Origin of the sequence: Neobacillus sp. OS1-2 (assembly GCF_030915505.1) — a bacterium.
GTDB lineage: Bacteria > Bacillota > Bacilli > Bacillales > Cytobacillaceae > Neobacillus.
This window is the reverse complement of record NZ_CP133265.1, coordinates 4,398,515-4,418,652: the sequence shown is the minus strand read 5'-3', so window position 1 is coordinate 4,418,652 and position 20,138 is coordinate 4,398,515. Positions and strand designations below refer to the sequence as shown.

General features: G+C 38.5%; 23 protein-coding genes and 1 riboswitch. Of the genes, 6 read left to right on the top strand and 17 right to left on the bottom strand.

Translation table 11 applies throughout. From position 1 onward, the window contains the following. Positions 1 to 25 precede the first annotated feature (25 nt). The 15 genes from RCG19_RS22045 to RCG19_RS21975 form a co-directional block, all read right to left on the bottom strand. Positions 26 to 802 (bottom strand): sulfite exporter TauE/SafE family protein, encoded by a 777-nt coding sequence (locus RCG19_RS22045; protein ID WP_308108925.1) that lies wholly within the window; start codon positions 800 to 802, stop codon positions 26 to 28. Between the two features lie 29 nt (positions 803 to 831). Further along, complete coding sequence (locus RCG19_RS22040; protein WP_308108924.1) at positions 832 to 1,197, bottom strand: rhodanese-like domain-containing protein; 366 nt, start codon at positions 1,195 to 1,197, stop codon at positions 832 to 834. A gap of 24 nt (positions 1,198 to 1,221) precedes the next feature. Further along, the gene (locus RCG19_RS22035) at positions 1,222 to 2,349 is read right to left on the bottom strand and encodes an MBL fold metallo-hydrolase (RefSeq protein WP_308108922.1); all 1,128 of its coding nucleotides are present in this window, start codon (positions 2,347 to 2,349) and stop codon (positions 1,222 to 1,224) included. 46 nt (positions 2,350 to 2,395) lie between these two features. Next, complete coding sequence (locus RCG19_RS22030) at positions 2,396 to 2,965, bottom strand: sulfurtransferase TusA family protein (protein ID WP_308108921.1); 570 nt, start codon at positions 2,963 to 2,965, stop codon at positions 2,396 to 2,398. A 58-nt stretch (positions 2,966 to 3,023) separates the two neighbouring features. After that, positions 3,024 to 3,320, bottom strand: coding sequence for a rhodanese-like domain-containing protein (locus tag RCG19_RS22025; RefSeq protein WP_308108920.1), 297 nt, complete (start codon positions 3,318 to 3,320; stop codon positions 3,024 to 3,026). Positions 3,321 to 3,343: 23 nt separating this feature from the next. Further along, entirely contained in the window at positions 3,344 to 3,823 is a 480-nt protein-coding gene (locus tag RCG19_RS22020; RefSeq protein WP_308108919.1) for a DsrE/DsrF/DrsH-like family protein, read from the bottom strand. A gap of 63 nt (positions 3,824 to 3,886) precedes the next feature. Continuing rightward, a complete protein-coding gene (locus tag RCG19_RS22015) occupies positions 3,887 to 4,114 on the bottom strand; it encodes a sulfurtransferase TusA family protein (protein ID WP_308108918.1) in 228 nt (75 codons plus the stop codon). A gap of 82 nt (positions 4,115 to 4,196) precedes the next feature. After that, entirely contained in the window at positions 4,197 to 4,460 is a 264-nt protein-coding gene (locus RCG19_RS22010) for a metal-sensitive transcriptional regulator (protein WP_166241230.1), read from the bottom strand. 263 nt (positions 4,461 to 4,723) lie between these two features. Beyond that, on the bottom strand, positions 4,724 to 6,442 hold the full coding sequence (locus tag RCG19_RS22005) for an FAD-dependent oxidoreductase (protein WP_308108917.1): 1,719 nt from the start codon (positions 6,440 to 6,442) through the stop codon (positions 4,724 to 4,726). Positions 6,443 to 6,574: 132 nt separating this feature from the next. Further along, positions 6,575 to 6,937 (bottom strand): fluoride efflux transporter CrcB, encoded by a 363-nt coding sequence (crcB, locus tag RCG19_RS22000; protein WP_308108916.1) that lies wholly within the window; start codon positions 6,935 to 6,937, stop codon positions 6,575 to 6,577. After that, positions 6,934 to 7,314, bottom strand: coding sequence for a fluoride efflux transporter CrcB (gene crcB / locus RCG19_RS21995; protein ID WP_308108915.1), 381 nt, complete (start codon positions 7,312 to 7,314; stop codon positions 6,934 to 6,936). The genes crcB (RCG19_RS22000) and crcB (RCG19_RS21995) overlap by 4 nt, the downstream gene beginning before the upstream one ends. Before the next feature lie 43 nt (positions 7,315 to 7,357). Further along, positions 7,358 to 7,417, bottom strand: a riboswitch (Fluoride riboswitch). 17 nt (positions 7,418 to 7,434) lie between these two features. Continuing rightward, on the bottom strand, positions 7,435 to 8,178 hold the full coding sequence (map, locus tag RCG19_RS21990) for a type I methionyl aminopeptidase (RefSeq protein WP_308108914.1): 744 nt from the start codon (positions 8,176 to 8,178) through the stop codon (positions 7,435 to 7,437). A 114-nt stretch (positions 8,179 to 8,292) separates the two neighbouring features. Next, on the bottom strand, positions 8,293 to 9,786 hold the full coding sequence (locus tag RCG19_RS21985) for a pyruvate kinase (protein ID WP_308108913.1): 1,494 nt from the start codon (positions 9,784 to 9,786) through the stop codon (positions 8,293 to 8,295). 89 nt (positions 9,787 to 9,875) lie between these two features. After that, positions 9,876 to 11,234: an arsenic transporter gene (locus RCG19_RS21980; protein WP_166241220.1), complete on the bottom strand. Its 1,359-nt coding sequence runs from the start codon at positions 11,232 to 11,234 to the stop codon at positions 9,876 to 9,878. 349 nt (positions 11,235 to 11,583) lie between these two features. After that, positions 11,584 to 12,204 (bottom strand): hypothetical protein, encoded by a 621-nt coding sequence (locus tag RCG19_RS21975; RefSeq protein ID WP_308108912.1) that lies wholly within the window; start codon positions 12,202 to 12,204, stop codon positions 11,584 to 11,586. Between the two features lie 179 nt (positions 12,205 to 12,383). Between RCG19_RS21975 and RCG19_RS21970 the strand changes: the two genes are divergently transcribed. From RCG19_RS21970 to RCG19_RS21955, 4 genes are all read left to right on the top strand, one after another. Continuing rightward, entirely contained in the window at positions 12,384 to 13,454 is a 1,071-nt protein-coding gene (locus RCG19_RS21970) for a CotH kinase family protein (RefSeq protein ID WP_308108911.1), read from the top strand. Positions 13,455 to 13,608: 154 nt separating this feature from the next. Continuing rightward, complete coding sequence (locus RCG19_RS21965) at positions 13,609 to 14,118, top strand: hypothetical protein (RefSeq protein WP_308108910.1); 510 nt, start codon at positions 13,609 to 13,611, stop codon at positions 14,116 to 14,118. A gap of 185 nt (positions 14,119 to 14,303) precedes the next feature. Continuing rightward, positions 14,304 to 15,449 carry a hypothetical protein gene (locus RCG19_RS21960; RefSeq protein ID WP_308108909.1) on the top strand — a complete coding sequence of 382 codons (1,146 nt, stop codon included), beginning with the start codon at positions 14,304 to 14,306 and terminating at the stop codon, positions 15,447 to 15,449. Between the two features lie 184 nt (positions 15,450 to 15,633). After that, complete coding sequence (locus RCG19_RS21955; RefSeq protein WP_166241209.1) at positions 15,634 to 16,302, top strand: DUF2642 domain-containing protein; 669 nt, start codon at positions 15,634 to 15,636, stop codon at positions 16,300 to 16,302. Positions 16,303 to 16,396: 94 nt separating this feature from the next. On the opposite strand, the gene RCG19_RS21950 is transcribed toward RCG19_RS21955, so the two are convergent. Continuing rightward, complete coding sequence (locus RCG19_RS21950; RefSeq protein ID WP_308108907.1) at positions 16,397 to 17,044, bottom strand: phosphatase PAP2 family protein; 648 nt, start codon at positions 17,042 to 17,044, stop codon at positions 16,397 to 16,399. Positions 17,045 to 17,207: 163 nt separating this feature from the next. Further along, entirely contained in the window at positions 17,208 to 18,281 is a 1,074-nt protein-coding gene (locus RCG19_RS21945; protein WP_308108906.1) for an NAD(P)H-dependent flavin oxidoreductase, read from the bottom strand. A 97-nt stretch (positions 18,282 to 18,378) separates the two neighbouring features. Here RCG19_RS21945 and RCG19_RS21940 point away from each other — a divergent pair, with 97 nt between their 5' ends. Continuing rightward, a complete protein-coding gene (locus tag RCG19_RS21940) occupies positions 18,379 to 18,771 on the top strand; it encodes a thiol-disulfide oxidoreductase DCC family protein (protein ID WP_308108905.1) in 393 nt (130 codons plus the stop codon). Between the two features lie 90 nt (positions 18,772 to 18,861). Beyond that, on the top strand, positions 18,862 to 20,052 hold the full coding sequence (locus RCG19_RS21935; RefSeq protein WP_308108904.1) for a M14 family metallopeptidase: 1,191 nt from the start codon (positions 18,862 to 18,864) through the stop codon (positions 20,050 to 20,052). Positions 20,053 to 20,138 lie beyond the last annotated feature (86 nt).

Here is a 20,138-nt window from a genome sequence, read left to right as displayed (position 1 = left end):
CTCCTCAATGTGTTCCCAGCAAGGCTTATAAAATTTCCATCCATGTTTTCACAGCGGTAGCCAAGATTAAAAGACCCATGATCATTTGTAATACCTTTGTATTCACTCTTTTCCCGGCATTTGCTCCGAGAGGAGAAGCAATTAAACTAGCCGCAACCATGATTAGCGATGGCAGGAGGGACACCTGTCCTGTTGAAAGTTTACCTGAAACAGCTCCAATAGATGAAATAAGGGTAATCGCTAAGGACGAGGCAATCGTCATTCTTGTCGGTATTTTTAACGCGGTAAGCATGATTGGTACCAGTAGGAATGCTCCTCCCGCACCGACAATCCCTGCACCTATTCCAACCAAAAAGGCAAAAAGCGCTGCCAGGAACTTGTTGAATTTTACTTGTTCTAGCGGAATATCATCAATTCCTTTTCTTGGGACAAACATCATGATGACAGCAAGTAAGGCCAAAACTCCATATACTATATTGATTCCGGTTTCCGGCATGTGTGTGGAGCCGAAACCTCCAATAAAACTTCCAATCAAAATACTAATTCCCATGTAGGCAATGAGTGTTTTATTTAAAAATCCACCTTTCCGGTAAACCCAAACACCACCAATTGTCGAAAAGAAGACTTGGATAGCTGTGATTCCGGAAACTTCATGTGCTGTAAAATGGCCAACACCAAGTAACGCGGGAATGTACAACAACATTGGAAAGTTGATAATCGCCCCGCCTATTCCTAACATTCCCGAAATGAAGGAGCCTACAAATCCAATTAGGAAGATTGTGATGATAATGCTACTATCCATTTTTGTCATCCCCCTTTTTCAGATAGTGTTCATTCGTTCCAGGCACTCATTCCACCCCTGACATTCGTTACGTTGGTAAACCCTAAATTTTTCAACATCTTACTTGCCTTTTGGCTTCTCATACCACTTTGACAAATTACAACCACTTCCTTATCTTTTAACAGTTCCTTGTCTGCTTTCATGGAAAGTTGCTGTAGGGGAATATTTTTAAACCCCCTTATATGGTTTCCTTTAAACTCTCCGGGTGTGCGGACATCAACAAATTGCTTATTCTTATCATTTAATAATGTTTTTAAATTTGTTGTTGAAATATTGGTAACACCTTTTGTTGGCAGGAACCGTTTGATGATGAAGAAAAGAAATAGTGCAATGATAACATAGTTTAAATATTGCATCGTTGTATACCCTCCTCCTATTATTTACCTAACGGCACAACGGTTTGGTCCAATTTCCATTTCGCGTTGTTTGTCGATATCTGGATTGATTTTCCCCATATTTGTTTTTCGAATTTCTTGATAGGCGTTTGGCTGCGGTGGAAGGTTTTCAGTTACCAACTTTCTAAATTCCTTTTCATCTTCAATATTAAGACCATGATTCTTAGCAAATAATATCCCTAATTTTTCTGACACGCTGCCATCATCATTTAATTCATCAATGATCATAAAATGAGCCGGAAGGACAATAAGTTCTTCTGATAATTCTTTGTAACGGCTATAAAGAGTCTCTCTTAAATCTCCCACCCAATCTTCGGCCATCCCTGCAAGGTCTGGTCTGCCAATTGAGTCAATGAATAAAATATCGCCTGAAAGTAGGTACTTTTTATCGACGACAAATGAAGTAGATCCAATCGTATGCCCCGGAGAATATATAGCGTCAATATTGATTGTCGTATTGCCGATTGTTACCTCATTACCATCTTCTAATGGCTGATAGTCAAAGGTTACTTCGGTTGCATCCTTAGGAGGCAGCCAGTATGTGGCACCTGTTTTACCAGCAATCGTCCGTCCTCCGGAAATATGATCCGCATGAAGGTGTGTATCAAAGACATGAGTGATTTTGGCATCAAGTCTTTCGGCAAAATCAAGATAGATGTCCGTCATTCGAGTTGCATCGAATAACGCTGCTTCTCCATTGGAAACAACCATGTAAGATAAACAACCTTTACCAATTCGGACAAATTGATAAATCTCGCCCCCACCCTGAAGTTCGCCAACCTTAACCGGTTCTAAATGTTCGCTCCATGCTTTCATTCCACCCTTTAGGTAAGAAACGGATAAACCCCCTTCAGAAAGCATTTCTGCCACCATAATAGATGAACCTTCTTTCGCACAAACCACTACCACCTCTTTATCAGCAGGGATTTTACCGATGATTTCTTCCACACCATCTAATAAATCAAAATAAGGAACATTTAAATAATCAAAGTTTTCGCCATCGATTTTCCAATCTTGAAAATCATTTTCATTACGGACATCTAGAATAAACAATTCTTCTTTATTAAAAATTTTTTTCGTTACCTCTATTGAAGTCATTTCGTGAATAGTCATTTTTTTAATTACCCCCTATGGTATTTTTTGTTTTAAAAAAAGAACGTTAAATTCCTGTTGTTTTACCAGTCCATTGACTCATGCCAGGTAAAACATTGTGTACATTTGTAAATCCATTCTCCGCTAATTTTTGCGCTGCAAGATCACTGCGATTACCCGTACGACAGACAACAAAAATTTCATCTTCTTTCTTTAATTCAGATAAACGCTCATCCAATTCGCCTAAAGGGATAGAGATTGCGTTAGGTATATGGTTAAAGGCATATTCTGCCGCTTCTCTGACATCCAGAATGACGATATTTTCACTAGCTTCAAGTTTACTTTCAAGAACTTCATTATTGGTGACATGAGGGTACTTTTTTTCATTGGTTTCATCCTGAGAAGACTTTCTAAGATAATGCCTTAATATTTCCCCTTCTTCAATTGTCCCTAAAAATTGATGCCCTGTACTTTCAGCCCATGCTTTCATATCGGCTTTGGATCCTTTATCTGTCGCTACAACTTCTAACACCTGCCCAGCCTCAAGTGCATTCATCGCTTTTTTTGTTTTCACAATCGGCATGGGGCAAGCTAATCCTTTTGCATCTAAAACTTCGTTTACTTTTAAGTTGTTCATCATAGACCTCCTGATTTTATACCTAGACGGGTATTATTTAATTTAAAAAAATTTAAATTTATTCTACTTTACCTTCCCAGTCGAGCATTCCACCATCCATATTGATTACCTTAAATCCATAGCTTTCAAGAAATTGTGCCGCACGACCGCTTCTTCCGCCAGAACGGCAAACCATGACATACTCTTTTGATTTATCTAATTCATGCATGCGAAACTCTACTAAACCTAAAGGCATATTTATGGCACCAGGAATTTTGCCAGCCCTGACTTCTTCCACTTCACGAACATCAATGATATTTAATTTTTTCCCCTCATTTAATAATTTCTCCACTTCTTTTGCTGTCATTTTTCTCATCGTTTTTTCCTCCTTTTTATGACCTAAATAAATAGGTTCACATTCCCGTCCTGTGCATCCGCTAAATAGGCCGCCACTCCAGCATACTCAATATGATCCAAAAGTTCTTCTTGTTGCAGCCCTAATAAATCCATTGTCATCGTACATGCGACTAACTTTACATCCTGTTCTTGAGCCATTTCAATTAATTGCGGCAAGGGCATCGCATTATGCTTATTCATAATATTTTTAATCATTTTGGGACCGAATCCGGCAAAGTTCATTTTGGAAAGTCCCATTTTATCCGCGCCTCTAGGCATCATTTTTCCAAACATCTTTTCCATGAATCCTTTTTTGACAGGTATATTCTCTTCTTTACGAAGTGCATTTAATCCCCAAAATGTATGGAAAATGGTTACTTCATGATCATAAGCAGCGGCCCCATTTGCTATGATATATGCTGCCATCGCTTTATCGTAATCCCCACTAAATAATACAATTGTTGTCTTTTTCTTTTCTGTCATGTTGTTGCCTCCTCATAAATTTTCAGTACGTATACCTGTATAGGTATGATTGTAGGTAAAAAATTATCCCTTTTTAATCCAAAATTTTAACACTTCATTTTCTTCTTCGTGTTTTATTAACTCATGGCCGCCTGATTTTGCCCATGCTGCCATATCATTTTTTGCCCCTTTGTCCGTTGCATGAATCTCTAATACCTGACCAGATTCAAGTTCATTCATTGCTTTTTTTGTCTTAACAATTGGCATTGGACAAGCTAAACCTTTTGTATCTAATACTTTTGCTATATTCATATTTTCATACCTCCAATTTCATTTTACCATTACCCCTATGGGTATAATGGTATTAAAAATAAAAGAGGGTGTCAACCCTTTTTTACCGGCTTTTCACGAGAAGATTAACGGCTTCTTTTACCAGTTCTTCCATGCTTTTTTCACCTTGTTCATTCGCTTTTTGAACACACTCCACTAAATTAGAGCTTACGACAACCCCTATGGTTCGATCAATGGCCGTTCTCGCTGCAGACATCTGGGTAATTACTTCTTTGCAGTCCTTATTTTCTTCCATCATTTTTAATATTCCTCTTAATTGACCTTCAATTCGTTTTACTCTATTTTTCATTTGGTCGTTATAGTCCATGTTATAACCCCCTTTCACTTTCATTTCTCTTAATTCAATGTTAATAAGAAAGGAATTAGATTGACAAGTTATATAATATACCCACATGGGTATGGGTGTCAATATGATAATTTAATGTTTTCCATCATTTATTTTAAGAGTTATATAAGATTGGTTTAATAGCTTCTTCACCGGCTATATGAAGGACTAGTCCTTTGGTTCCAATAAGAGATTTAGTCCATCATCGGCTATAGTTCCATTAAGAGATTAGTCCATCACTAGCTTTATGAAAGACTAATCTTTTGGACAGTTTCGCCGAGGCAGTTGGTTTTAGTTTCACCATTTTTCTCCCTATTACTCCCAAATACAGAGGAGTACGTTTTCCAACCGCCATCAACGTTCTTGACGTTATATCCGTTGTTTTTTAGAATACGGCTGGCTAAATAGCCTCTTAAGCCTACTTGACAGCTCACATAAACGGTCTGATCTTTAGGAATCTCAGCTAATGTCGTTCTAATGTCATTTAGCGAGATATTTATTGAGCCTTCAATGAATCCAAACTCACGTTCCGTTGGTTCGCGAACATCTATTAGGAGGCCTCCGTCTGCAACTATTTTGTCTACTTCATGCCATTGAATTTGTTCCAGATCCCCTTCGATAATATTTGTAGCCACATAACCTGCCATATTGACAGGATCTTTTGCCGATGAATAGGGTGGTGCGTAAGACAATTCTAAATGAGTTAAATCCTCCACAGAAAGTCCTCCTTTAATGGCAGTAGCAATCACGTCAATACGCTTATCGGCACCGTCTGCTCCTACCGCTTGTGCACCGTAAATCTGTCCTGTTTCCTTATTAAAAATTAATTTTAAAGCTAGTGGTGCTGCACCGGGATAATACCCTGCGTGTGAACTTGGATGAATATGCACGACTTCATACGATATACCAAGACACTTTAATGTTTTCTCGTTATTTCCTGTGGCAGCGACCGCTAAATCAAATACCTTGGCAATGGAAGTACCCAAAGTGCCTTGATATTTCTCCATTTTACCCATCATGTTATTGGCGGCCATACGTCCTTGACGATTTGCAGGTCCAGCAAGTGGAATCATTGTCTTTGTCCCACTAATGTAATCAATAACTTCCACTGCATCCCCCACAGCATAAATGTCTTCATTGGACGTTTGCAGGTACTCATTAACCACAATTCCGCCACGATCCCCCAACTTAAGTCCTGCTGTTTTGGCTAATTCATTTTCCGGTCTAACACCGATGGATAAAATCGTCATATCTGTTTCGATTTCGGCTCCATCTGAAAGGATCACTTTTCTTCCTTTGTCGGCAAATGCTTGCACACCATTTTCAAGAATTAACTGTACACCCTTTTCTTTTAAATGGGTGTGTAAAATACTTGCCATTTCAAAATCAATTGGTGCCATAATCTGATTAGCCATTTCGATAATGGTAACGTCCATTCCTCGATCAACCAGGTTTTCTGCCATCTCAATGCCGATAAATCCCCCACCAATAATAACAGCCTTTTTCGGATTTTTGGTATCAACGTGGCTTTTGATTTTATCGGTGTCCGGGATATTTCTTAAAGTAAATAGGGATTCATTTTCAGTCAAACCTGGGATCGGCGGTACAATAGGTCTTGCTCCTGGCGATAATAATAACGTATCATACGATTCTTCATATACTTCGCCGCTTTGTAAATTCTTGATGGTAATTTGTTTGTTTTTGGCATCAATGCTTACTGCTTCACTTAAATGACGGATATCTAAATGAAAGCGTTCTGACATTCCTTTTACCGTTTGCACCAATAATTTACTTCTATCTTTAATGGTTTCCCCAATATAATAGGGCAGCCCACAATTAGCGAATGAAATATGTTCACCGCGTTCGACTAAAATAATTTCTACATCTTCGCTAATTCTTCTTAATCTGGCCGCAGCGGTTGCGCCGCCTGCAACTCCACCTATAATGACTATTTTCTTGGTCATATTTAGTTCCCCCTAATTTTTATTTGATGCAATCAACATATACCCCATGGGGTTTAATACCTATAAGGGTATTATACACCATAAAAAATAATGTGAAAGTCTATTAATGCGACTTTCACATTTTCTTCACAATTACATATTGCCAATAAACCCGCCAATCCAAGCAAATAAAACCCCTACTACAATGGAGGTGGTTACGTACAGGAGGGCTTTTTTCGTTTCCTTTTGTTGTAACAATTGGATCGTTTCATACCCAAAGGTGGAAAAGGTGGTAAATGCCCCTAGAAACCCGGTCCCAACTAATAACCATGCCCATTCTGGAATACTCTTTTCTATATGGAATATGGCTAGAAGACCAAGGAAAAATGAACCTAAAATATTGATGAACCATGTTCCAATTGGGAATGTACTAGAAGTTTTTTTTGTAATCCATGAACCAAGGAAAAACCGTGAAATGGCACCAAATATTCCCCCAATCCCGACAAACACCATCATTCTACTCCTCCATTCGTTTGGGAAGCTACTTTTGCACCTATTAGGGCTAGGACAATTCCTCCGAGTACGCTAACCAAAACATAGAATAAGGCAATAAAAAACCGATGGGTTTGAAGCAAATTCATAGTCTCTACTGAAAAAGTTGAAAATGTGGTAAAAGCCCCGGTAAACCCTGTTCCTATCGCTAATTTAAGGTTGGGATTCAGCCTCCATCTTTTTGCCGTTTTCGTGAAAAACCAGGCAAGAAAAAAACAGCCAATAAGGTTAATGAACAAGGTTCCTAAAGGAAAACCATTCTGCGGAGGAATAACATGACCAATCAAGAAACGTACTATAGCACCAAAAAAACCACCGATTCCCACTGCGAAAATATTCATATTACAAAGCACCCCTCCCGCTTCAATAAAAAACAGACTCCTACCACTGGTAGGAGTCATTATCACTAAGTCGATTATGGCGAACTCCTTCGCCAATTTCTTATTTCCACAAAGAAAAGACTATTTTGTTAAAATGATGGGGCCATTTTTAGTGACAATCAGAGTGTGTTCATATTGTGCGACAAAGCTCTTTTCGGTAACAAAGGTCCATTCATCACCTTCAGGCTGGAATACTTCCTCTTCATCGGTTGAGATAAACGGTTCGAAGGCGATGACCATCCCTTCCTTTAACAATCCGTTGTCAGAGGTTTCGTTATAATTATAGATATACGAAGGTGCTTCATGGATCGTCCGTCCGATCCCATGTCCTGTCAGGTTCATAATAACAGTTAATCCATGCTTTTTCGCGGTTTGATGGACTACTTTACCCATGCCGCTGATTCTTGAACCGGGGTTTGCCTTTTTTAGCCCTGCTTCAAAAGCTTCTTTTGCAACTTCGCAAATTTTCGTTAAGATCTCGTCCCCCTTACCTACTACAATGGATATACCTGTGTCGGCGAAATAACCATTTTTGGAGCCGGAAACATCGATATTAACGAGATCCCCTTCCTGAATGATACGGTCCCCGGGTATGCCGTGAGCCACTTCTTCATTTATACTAATGCACGAATACCCAGGGAAATCGTATTCCCCTTTTGGCGCCGAAACGGCACCTGCTTTTTCAAACAGCTCTCCAGCTAAATCATCCAGTTCCTTCGTTGTGATACCGGGTTTTGTTTTTTGAACCAGTTCATCGCGTATCGATGCGCAAATTCTTCCAATTTCCTTTAAACCGTTAAAATCCTCTTCTGTTTTTGCAATCATTGTTGTTTCCCCAATCTAATTAATTTGGCAATAAGTGAATATCCATATCTTAGATTGTACCTAAAACTGATGCAAAAATCCAAGTAAAGGTGAGGATTTCAAGGCGGCCGTTCATTATTTCCTATCCAAGATACCATATTGAACCGTCAAATTTTCATGCCTGTGGGGCTCGAGTTCTTCTTTTTTTAACAGTTTGTTCAGCATTTTTAAGGAGTGAACAATGTAGGGACCCTTATTTAACATGACACAATCTGCACGTTTTCCTTGGGAGGCATCTGTGATCTCCGAACGGGCAGGAATCCCTTTTTTAGTTAGCTTCTCTAAAACGCCAGTTGCCCATATAACGGGGATATAGGCGGCGGAACAAATGGTCAAAATCTCTTCTTGGACAAATGATAGATTCCCGGGACCAACTTCTACTGCTAAATCTCCCCTTGCGATCATAATCCCAAAAGAGTTGAAATTCAGCCCCTCGAGAATAATTCTTGCAAGTTGATGTAAAGCATCCTTTGTTTCAATTTTAGCCACTACCGCCATGCCGGCTGCATTGTATATTTCCAAATGTTCGCGAAGTTTTATCAAATCAAGTGGGGTATGGACGAATGAAATCCCCACTATGTCAGCATTTTTTGTAATAAAAGTTAGATCTAGTATATCTTTCTCCGTTAAAGCTGGAACATTTAAACTAAGAAGGGAATCGGGCAAGTTTATTCCCTTTCCTTCTTTGATCCTATGCTTTTTTTCAATGGGCGAGAGAATGACAATTTGGATATATTCCTTTGTCACAGCTTGAACCATTCCGTAAATTCTTCCATCATCGATAAAAATTTGATCATTGATCCGAACATTTCGGAAGGCCTTTTCGAGCGTCACAGGTACCCCTGCAGGTCCTTCGCTCGTTGCCGGATGACCTAGGATGTCTGACTGTAGGTATAAACGTAAGATGTCGCCCTTCCTGACGGCAATATTCACATCTGGCTGCAGTCTCCCCACTCGCACTTTTGGACCTGATAGGTCCATATATAGTTTACATGCTTTGTCATTGTACCTTCCTTCGGTTTTTAGTTTCTTTTCCGCCTCGCGCACACAATCGATTAATTGTTTCCAAATCTCCTGATCATCATGGGCACAATTGATTCTGGCAATCGTCATGCCATTTAACAATAATTCTTCGAGAAGGACCTGATTGTTGATCATTTTTGCATCCAATGTTACCATGATTGCGGCTTGATGATACGGGCCTTTCTTTCCAAAAAGAGCCTCCGCGCGTTTATTTAACATCGTCATTGCTTCTGATGGTGTAGGTACATTGAGTGTGGACGGGGAGGCAATCGTTACATTCAAATTTTTCAATAACTTTTCTAAAGTGAATATTACATGTTTATGGGAGTGTTCTAAGGTTGCCAGCCCCCGATCCACTAATTCATGTTGGAAAACAGGTATTTTTTTTTCACGGAGGGCCAAGTAAGCAAGTAAATTATCGCGGTTTTCCTTCCCATTATCTAAAGGAAAGTTTTGTTGAATTTGCTCACATTCCTCACTAATTAGATGATAGATTCCTAAAAGTCGTTGAGACAATTCTTGTTGGTGTATTGTTGAATTAACCACATCCGATTCACATCCTTGTCGACTCACAATCTCCTTTTATCATCGTATTCATTTCTGGTGTATGTGTGTACCAGGAGGGGATATGATCCTCATGGTACAAAAACAAGTAATAGCCATAGGTACAAGCTGATTAAGGTAAAGATCAATGTTGGCGGAATGACCAGAAGGGTAACTTTCATGTATTCCACCCAGGTTATTTTTATTTTATTTTTCTTCAGAATATGCATCCAGATTAGTGTTGCCAGCGTTCCAATTGGAAGGATAAGCGAACCGATATCACTGCCAATGATATTCGCTAAATAAACGGTTTTCATAATGAGTGGGTCTAGTCCCATATCGGTTAAGGCCAGGGTTGAGATCATTAAGGCGGGATGATTATTAAAGATGTTTGACAAAAAGGCGGTAATAATCCCCATGGTTAAGCTGGCATGCAATAAGCTGTCATGAACCAAAGATTTCAGATTATCCACTAAAATAGACGTTAGACCAATATTGTGTAAACCGAAAATGATTACATACATGCTGAAGGCAAAGATCAAAATATGCCAAGGGATTTTTCCGACTACGTCTTTTGGATTGACCTTTAGGTAGATCCATCTCCAAATCAAAAGAATAATGGAGCCGCATACGGCTACAAGTGAAACCGATATTCCAATGAAGGAGGCAACAAATAAGCTGATTCTTACTAGGAAAACAAAGATTAGCATGTTAATCATTAGTTTCTTTTGTTGATGAAATAGGTTTTCGGAGTTTTTCTGTAATGGATGGAATGGACGGTTTTTTTGCAGTGGAATCGAGTAGGAATGGAAACCAATCTCTTTTGGAATGTCCTTTTTAAAAACGAGGTATAACAAATACGAAAGGAATAGCAACCCAAGTACCCCTGGCACAAACATCATTTCTGTTTGCATATAAAGATCCATTCCAATAATTTTTAAGGCGATAAGATTTACAATGTTACTAACCCCAATAGGTGCACTTGATGCAGTAGCGATTAAAGCACCGCTCAAAAGAAAAGGTATTTTCTGCCGGTTTTTTAGCTTAAGATTATTCAGTATTAAGATGAGAATAGGTGTGGTGATTAATATACTGCCATCATTATTAAAAAATAACGTCATTAAAAAACAAAGTAGCAGAGTATTCCAGAATAAGCGATAACCTGACCCTTTTGACAATTTTAACATTAGAGCAGCGGTCCAGCTGAAAAATCCAAAGCTTTCAAGTACGATTGCCATGACGATTGTGGCAATAATGGTAATTGCGGCCCCTGTAACCTTTGAACTTATATCTAATAAATCCCCCATTGAAACACTCCCGCTTAGAAAAACGAGAATGGCTCCGGCCGTGGCTGGTATGGCCTCATTCATGTTTTTTGGACGGATAAAGATCAGTGCCATCGTTACGGCAAAAGCAAAAATGGTGATGATCACCGTCGATTGATGATACATAAAAATGAATTTTCTCCCTTCATTTAGTTTCCTTCTTTTTATTTTTCGCTTTCTCACCTCTTGTCCTTTGCAATATAGTACGTCCAAAATCAAGGCTTGTTCTAAACGAATATCTCGTAAGGCAACAAATTCAACATTAATCTAGAAATTTCTCAATGGATTTCTGCCTATGAAAATGGATATAGGCAAATGTCAGCGAGTACCATTAGTGGGTGTATGTACTGGTTTTCCCCCTTTTCTTGCTACGACAATGATTTTTTTCTGCAAAATAGTAAAGCCGATACTGGTTAGGTATCGGCATTCATATTTTTTGTACGTTACTATTTTTCGGCCTTGGTGCTTAGTTTAATTATTTGTCACCCTTTGAACCGTGACTTCCCTTGCTGCCCTTCGAGCCTTTCGAACCCTTTGAGCCTTTCGAACCTTTCGAGCCCTTAGAACCCTTCGAGCCCTTTGAGCCCTTAGAACCTTTTGATCCTTTACTTCCTTTACTTCCTTTACTTCCTTTAGAACCATGTGATCCCTTAGGACCATGTTTTTTCTTTTTTGCTAGCGGGCCATGGTGAGGTCCTTTTGACCCTTTGCTGCCCTTTGATCCGCTGCTGCCTTTACTTCCCTTAGAACCCTTAGAACCCTTAGAACCTTTTGATCCTTGACTACCGCAAGAGCCTTTACTGCCAGATGATCCATGACTGCCCTTAGAACCTTTCGAACCCTTTGAACCCTTTGAACCCTTGCTACCTTTGGACCCTTCCGAACCCTTTGACCCACGGCTGCCCTTGCTACCTTTCGAACCTTTACTACCGCCTTTCGATCCTTTGCTGCCTTTCGATCCTTTGCTACCTTTGGACCCTTTACTGCCCTTTTTGCCTTTCTTTCCTAGTTTGAATTCAACGGGATTATTGACTAAAAATTCTATTACCCCGTTTTCCTGTGCTTGTAAAAGCAGTTCTTCCATAACCATACTCATTTTCCTTTTCCACCACTTTCCCAAAGTTTTATGCTCATTGTTAATTTATGGAGGAGAAGTGAAATTGGTTATAGACAAACATTTATTTTTTTATAATTAGCCTCATGCCCATATACGGCACCTTTCCTATGTATAAAGCATACTATTCTAAAAAATATGTATGTTTAGGGGTATTTACTGTGCAAAAATATGAGATTCTTATCAATCCGAAGCTATTAAACCAACTGGACAAGGATATTTGGACGAATGAGCATGTCCCTGCAGTACTTAAGATTGGCACTAACCACTATTCAATTGGCCTGGTCTATCGAGGAAATGTGATTAGAAAGAAGAAAAAAAAATCGTATCATATCATTTTTGAAAAACCCTATATTGTAAATGGAGCACATGAAATTCATCTGAATGCTGAATTCAATGATCGTTCGCTTAGCCGGAATAAGCTCTCCCTAGATTTCTTTGACAGAATAGGTGTCATCTCCCCAAACTCTACTCATGTCCTACTATATATAAATGGCTACTGTAAAGGGATTTATTTAGAGCTCGAATCATTCGATCAATACCTTTTACAAAAAAGAAACGTGCCCTTGGGCCCCATTATCTACGCCACGAATTATCACGCTAATTTCTCCTTATTGAACCCTGAAAAGGAATTAAAAACAAAGCTGATGGAAGGATACACCATTAAATATGGGGATAAAAAGGATTTTACCAATCTGGAAAACTTGATTGCCATAACAAACACGCTAAACAACGAACAATTTGCACAACAAATTTCACACGTGCTCGATGTTCAACAGTATTTGACATGGCTGGCAGGTGTGGTTTGTACCCAAAATTTTGACGGTTTTATTCATAATTACGCACTATATCAAAATAGTAAAACGGGAAGGTATGAAATTTCACCATGGGATTATGATGGAACCTGGGGTAGAGACTTGCATGGAAAAAAACTCGATTATGACTATATACCTATAACAGGCTATAACACCTTGACTGGAAGATTGCTCCATTTCCCCGATTTTATGGAGAAATATCGTAATATTCTTTCAGCCGCATTGGATAAAGAATTTACTGTTGAGACACAATCAGAACATATCGATGATCTTTTTGCAACTCTAAAGCCCTACCTTCATCTGGACCCCTATATAAAAACAAATGCGGAAAGCCTTGATCGCGAAAAGGAATTTATCTTGAATTTTATTCAAAAAAGGAGAACCTTTCTGAAGCAAGAATTAATTAAGCTCTCATGAAGGAAAAAGTATATGGTTAAATATCATATACTTTTTTTTGCCTATTTTTCACCTTATCTATGAAAAAAAGGCTACTTTATTAGTACAACATCATCCCGTGATACATATAGATGCAGTGTAAATGTTTATTTAATTAAAGGAGGAAAATTCTTTTATGGATAGAGAAATGATGAACCAACATGTGGGTAAAACAATTAGGGTTGACCGAGGAGGTCCAGAATCTAGAATCGGAAAATTACTCGCTGTTTATGAGGACTATTTTGTCCTATTAACAGAAACTGATGGTGTGGTTTACTACAAAACGAACCATATCAGAAGTGTAACAGAAAGCTCAAAAGACATTTTGAACTTTGGTTTAAAGGTTCCGGAAAAATTAGACTATAAGACGGCTGATAACTTTCATAAACTGCTTGAAAGCATCAGATTTCAATGGGTAAAAATTAACCGCGGCGGATCAGAGTCGTTAGAAGGCGTACTCAGTGATGCGAATAAGCACTATGCTTCACTGATTGTAAAAGACGAAGTGGTACGATTCTCTATGAAGCATATACGGAACATTAGCTACGGCTTAATGGTTGAAAAGCCAAAGAATGATGACTCTGGAAATTCCAATGAAGATGAGGCCAACGATAATAACCAAAAAAATGATGAAAACGAAGAATAAGAGTAACCATAACGTCGCTTCTCCAAACAGAGGAGCGACCCATTATCTCTTAAGGAGGATGAAACATGGGGTTAGATAAATTTTCAACTGCATTGGATTTATTAAAAGGATTTAATGTAAATCTTTATGTAAGTGAAGACATATATAAAGGAAAACTGATTGGGGTCGAAGCAGACCATGTTGTCTTGGAAACAGAAAATAAATACATTTTTTATTATAACATTGATAAAATTCAAGCCATCACCAAAAATACAAAGCAGTTCCAACCGGATATTTCAAAAGTAGAATTTCAAAAAACACAAAGCTTAACGGAACTTTTACACTCCTTTCAACATACTTGGGTAACCATCTTAAGTATAAATAAACAGCAATTTTCAGGTGTATTAAGTGAGATTGACACTGATTTCGCCACTTTAATTAATGGCGAAGAGCGTATTTTAATTAAATTAACGCATGTATCAAATATCTTAAAAGGATTTATTAAAGAAGAAACAACAAAATCGGAAACCACAGAAGGAAAGGAGGAAAACAAAAACGAGGCTAAAAATAATGAAGACGAAGCAAAAGAAGAAGAAAGCACATCTTGCCATGCAATCGAAAATAAAACGGAAAATAAATCTGACAACAAATCTAAGCAACCTATCAAAGCAACAAGTGTAACCTCGGAAAAGAAAGGTAAAGCCCACACAAAACGTGAAAAGCCTGAAATGATTGAAAAGCCGCTCGAGGTAGCTGCAGCAGTTGAAATTAATGAACCAAATAATACGATGGTTTGGTCACACCCAATCAAAATAGAAGCACCAGTCATCCAACCGCTGGATACCCCCCCAATTACTACCCATAAAAAACAACAGTCTACAAGTGAAACTACAGCAAACAAAGGTAAAATTGACTTGAAAAAGACGACCAATGAAATGAAAAAGCCAAATAATGAAATGAAGCAAAAAGAAAACAAGAACGAGGAACCAAGTACAAGTAAGCCAAAACCAATTGAACCTGTAAAAGAAATAAAACCAGTAAAAGAAGCGACCATTAAAATGGAAACAAAGCCTGCAGCTATCTTACCACCACCAAAAAAGGACGATAAACCAGCAAAATCTCATGAGTCAACAACTGCTTCAAAACCAATTCTTTCCCATAATTCTTCACCAAAGAAAACAGAAAATACAACAAGTGAAAAGTTTGTAAATGATACGAAAAATGTATGGAAACAAAAAGATCAAGAGAAAAAGGCATTTCGATTTGCTGGTGAACCGGTTTCACGCGATCAAGAGAGAGCTTTCCCATTTGCTGGATGGCCTAGCAAAAACAAAAGAACCTTTAGATTTTAACCATAGTATTGCGATTTGGAATGCAGAAGATATTCTTGAATCTATTTAATTCTATTGGCAGCATCCCCCATTCCCTTACAAATAAGAGCTGGGCAGGCTTTATCTCTTTGATAACTTAATTGAAATAACCTCATAAGCCCTCCTCTATTTGTAAATGGAAAAACCAAGGAAAGGATGTGAGTAAATGAAGCTAAAAGAAAATATCGGTAAGTACATTAAGATTGAAATATCCGGTAAGAAGTTCATTAGTGGGTTGTTAGTCGATATAGGCAGTGATATATGGGTAGTCTTTAATGGAACTGATTATCTCTATATACCAACGATTCATTGCCAAAACTGGCAATACTTGAAAAAGGATGAAATCGCCGAGATAAGTTTTAATGATGAACCAACGCCGATTTATAATCATAATGAAGAAACATCATTAAGGAAAACCCTAACGTCAGCAAAAGGGATTTTTACAGAGATCTATGTAACTAGTAACCAAGCACTGCATGGATATATTATTAGCATCATGAATAACTACTTTGTCTTTTACTCCCCTATTTACAAAACAATGTTTATTTCCCTTAATCATTTAAAATGGTTAATTCCTTATACAAATAATCAGCGCCCTTACGGTTTAAGTAACGCAAACCTTCCAGTGAACCCAAGCAATATTACATTTGCCCGTTCCTATGAAGTCCAAATTGAAAAGTTAATGGGAGAATTGATTGTCTTTAATATCGGCGAAAATGAGAATGTGATCGGTAAAATCCAAGGAATCAAGAATAATTTTGTGGAATTAATCGGTGCAAAAGAAGAACCCATTTTTATAAACCTGCAGCATATCAAAACCGTCCATATGACGTAATGTTATCATTTTTATGGGCGATTTTTAAACAAGCTTAAAGAGTGTCTCACGGGGACACTCTTTTTAAATGATAAGATTCCCAGAATCTCTTTTGCTATTTGTTCTTTACATAAACGGTTTCTGACTTTTCCTTCACCCTGAAGGTCAGTAGTTCGAAGGAAATTCCATAAAGAAATGTAACCAGGAACATGGATCCAATCATATCGAAGATCACATGCTGTTTGACAAAAAGTGTCGAAATAATGATGCAGGAACCTAAAAAATGGATAAAAAGCGTGTTTAGTAGATGTTTATTCTTGATGTGTAAGGATGCAAGCATGACCGCAAAGGTCGTTAGCACGTGAATACTTGGGAAACAATTAAACGGGCGGTCCTTTGTGTATATCCATTGGACAAGTTGGGTTAGGATATGATCACCGACAAGTACCGGCCTTGGGACTGTTGTTTGGAAGAAGAAATAAATCACAAAGCAAATAAGTTCGGCAATCACAATTAACAACAACGTCTTTAAATATACCTTGGTATCCTTAAAACAAAAATAGATTAAATAACAGAAGATATACGCATACCAAAGAATATACGGAATAATAAAAATCGGTAAAAAAGGAATAGCTTGATCAATCGATGTCGAAATATCAACTGCCTTATGTGATCGGGTATTTAAAAATTGATACACACTAGCTAAAAGCGGAATAACTAACAAAAAAAGTAAATAGGGAGTCTTTTTGATTACCTTTTCCACTTTACCCCTCCCCTTTAAATAGTACATTAGCAAAATATAAACTTACCAAACAAAAAAATTCTCAAATCCCCTTTATAATAACATAAATACAATGAAAATACATAATTTGGTGACAGGCACCATTCGTGGACAGTGTCCGCCCCGGATGGACACTGTTCGCGGTTTAAAGTTTTGAATGCAATGTTTCTACTTCTAGGATAATCTTATTCATTAGTTCGCGAACGGTTAATTTTTTTGCTAATCTTGGGCTCTGCCCTGACCATAGGGACATATAATCAGTGGCACCTTTTACAGCTGCGCTCTTTCTAATTGCTTTCGTCAGTTCATTTTGCAGCGGATAGTCGGGAAGTTCTTCTTCAGTTCGACGCATGGTTTCTATAAAGCTATTTTTTAAACCTCGAGCCATTTTGCCTGAAAACGCTTTGGTTAATACTACCCGGTCTTCTGTTGCCTCCATGATGGCTTCCTTATGAAGAGTATTTGCCCCACTTTCCTTACAAACAAGGAAAGCCGTTCCCATTTGAACCCCCATAGCTCCAAGGCATTTGGCAGCCATGATTCCCCTACCGTCCATGATTCCGCCAGCTGCAATAAGTGGAATTTCAACCGCATCAAAAGCCTGCGGAATGAGTGACATTAACCCAATTAAGCCCTGATCCTCCTGACCATAAAATGTACCCCGATGACCGCCCGCTTCTGCCCCTTGGACGACAACCGCATCCATTCCAGCTTTCTCAATCATGATAGCCTCTTCTACCGTTGTTGCGGTTCCAATCACAACAATTGAATTTTCCTTCAGTTTTCTTATAACTTCCGGTGAAGGGATCCCAAACGTAAAAGAACAGATTGGAATTCTTTCTTCAATAATTATTGTTAATTGCTCCTCAAAAGTTATGAGGTCTTGTTCGAAGGTTGGTAGGACTATTTCCTCCCCGACCTGTAATTTTTCCTTAATCGGTTTTAATAAAGAACTCGCTAAACTCAGCTTCCCACTATCTGCATTATATGGATTGGGTACAAATAAATTGATACCGAATGGCTTATCCGTTAAGGTTTTACTATCACGTATTTGATTTCGTAATTGATCAGTACTCATATACCCCGCCCCAATCATCCCAAGCCCCCCCTCATTGGAAACGGCAGCCACTAATTCTGTTGTGGTTGGGCCTCCTGCCATTGGGGCCTGAATGATGGGATAATGGATTTTAAACAACCTTGTTATACGATTGCTCCACATGCGATTTTCCGCCTTTCATATTTTTATTGAAAGATATCCTATGCTATTCTGAATCCATACATATCCTAATAGTGTTAACTAAAAGGCAGGTGATACAATGGAACGGATTATTTTATTTGATGGTGTATGCAATCTTTGCGACAGAAGTGTGCAATTCATTATAAAAAGAGATCCGCAAGGAAAATTTAAATTTGCCGCGCTTCAAAGCGAGATTGGTCAAGAGTTGTTAAAAAAACATGGTTTTAAGTCGACCATAAGTAGCTTTGTGTTGATTGAGAAAGAAAAGGTATATGTAAAGTCAGGCGCAGCAATTCGTGTATCTAAACAATTATACGGAATTTGGAAAATGTCAACCATTTTCTTGGTCATCCCCCCATTTATTCGTGACAAACTATATGATGTAATAGCTAAAAACCGCTATAAATGGTTTGGAAAAAAGGATAGCTGCCTACTTCCATCCCCAAAATGGAAAAACAGATTCCTAGATTAGGAACAGCGCTAATACGAATTAGAACTACTATTTTATTCTACTTAGCATACATTTTACTAACAACTATTTTTATTCAGCAGGAGGAGCTAAATGGATATCTTTGTTAGAAAAGGGGATTCGTTATGGCATTATAGCCAGTTTTTTAAAATCAATTTACAGTTAATACATGATTCAAATCGGGATATTCAAGTGAACAATCTCTCAATTGGTCAGCGAGTCAGGATTCCTGGTTTTGTTGCCCAAGAATACCAGATTCGTAAAGGGGACTCCTTGTGGAAACTTGCTCAAAATCGTAATCTTCCGCTCGAAGCCCTTCTTTTAGTGAACCCTACTATAAATCCAGATCAACTAATGGTTGGCCAAACAATCAAAATCCCCTTACGAATTACCTGGAGATTAGTGAATGGCGGGCAAACCTATGATTACAAGCTACTGATGAATGATATTAAAAGATTACAAGGTGTTTACCCATTTTTACAGTCCCCCTCAATTGGAAATACGGTTCTGGGGAAAAACATTCCAGAAATCCGTATCGGTAATGGTGGGAAAAAGGTCCATTATAACGGATCATTTCATGCCAATGAATGGATTACCACACCAGTGATCATGACATTTTTAAATGACTATTTACTATCTCTAACAAATCAAAACCCCATCCGCGGTGTCTCCACTTCCCGTTTATACCAACAAAGCGCACTATCCATTGTACCAATGGTAAATCCAGATGGAGTCGATCTCGTTTTGCATGGACCGCCTGCAAATGATACATGGAAGCAGAAAGTAGTTGAATACAATAAAGGCAGCAGGGATTTTTCTGGATGGAAGGCAAATATTAGGGGTGTTGACCTTAACGATCAATTCCCTGCTCGCTGGGAATTAGAGAAGGCTAGGAATCCCGATAAGCCCGGTCCTAGAGATTATGGAGGAGAAAAGCCCTTATCCGAGCCCGAAGCCATTGCCATGGCAGAATTAACAAAAAAGCGAGACTTTGCACGAGTAATTGCCTTTCATACGCAAGGCGAAGTGATCTACTGGGGGTTTGAAAATGCTGAACCTCCGGAATCAGAAGTGATCGTCAAAGAGTTCAGCAGAGTCAGCGGCTACGAAGCTGTCAAAACGATTGAAAGCTATGCAGGCTATAAAGATTGGTTTATCCAGGATTGGCATCGGCCTGGATTCACAGTTGAGATTGGCCTAGGTGTCAATCCCCTTCCCCTCTCACAATTTGATGAAATCTATCAAAAAACACTGGGAATATTTCTGGCTGGTCTATATATGTGAATGATTTGAAGTGGAGGCCCAAAAAAAGGCCTTCTTTTCTTATGGATAAAAAAGAACCTTTGAATAAAATTCAAAGGTCCAAGCGA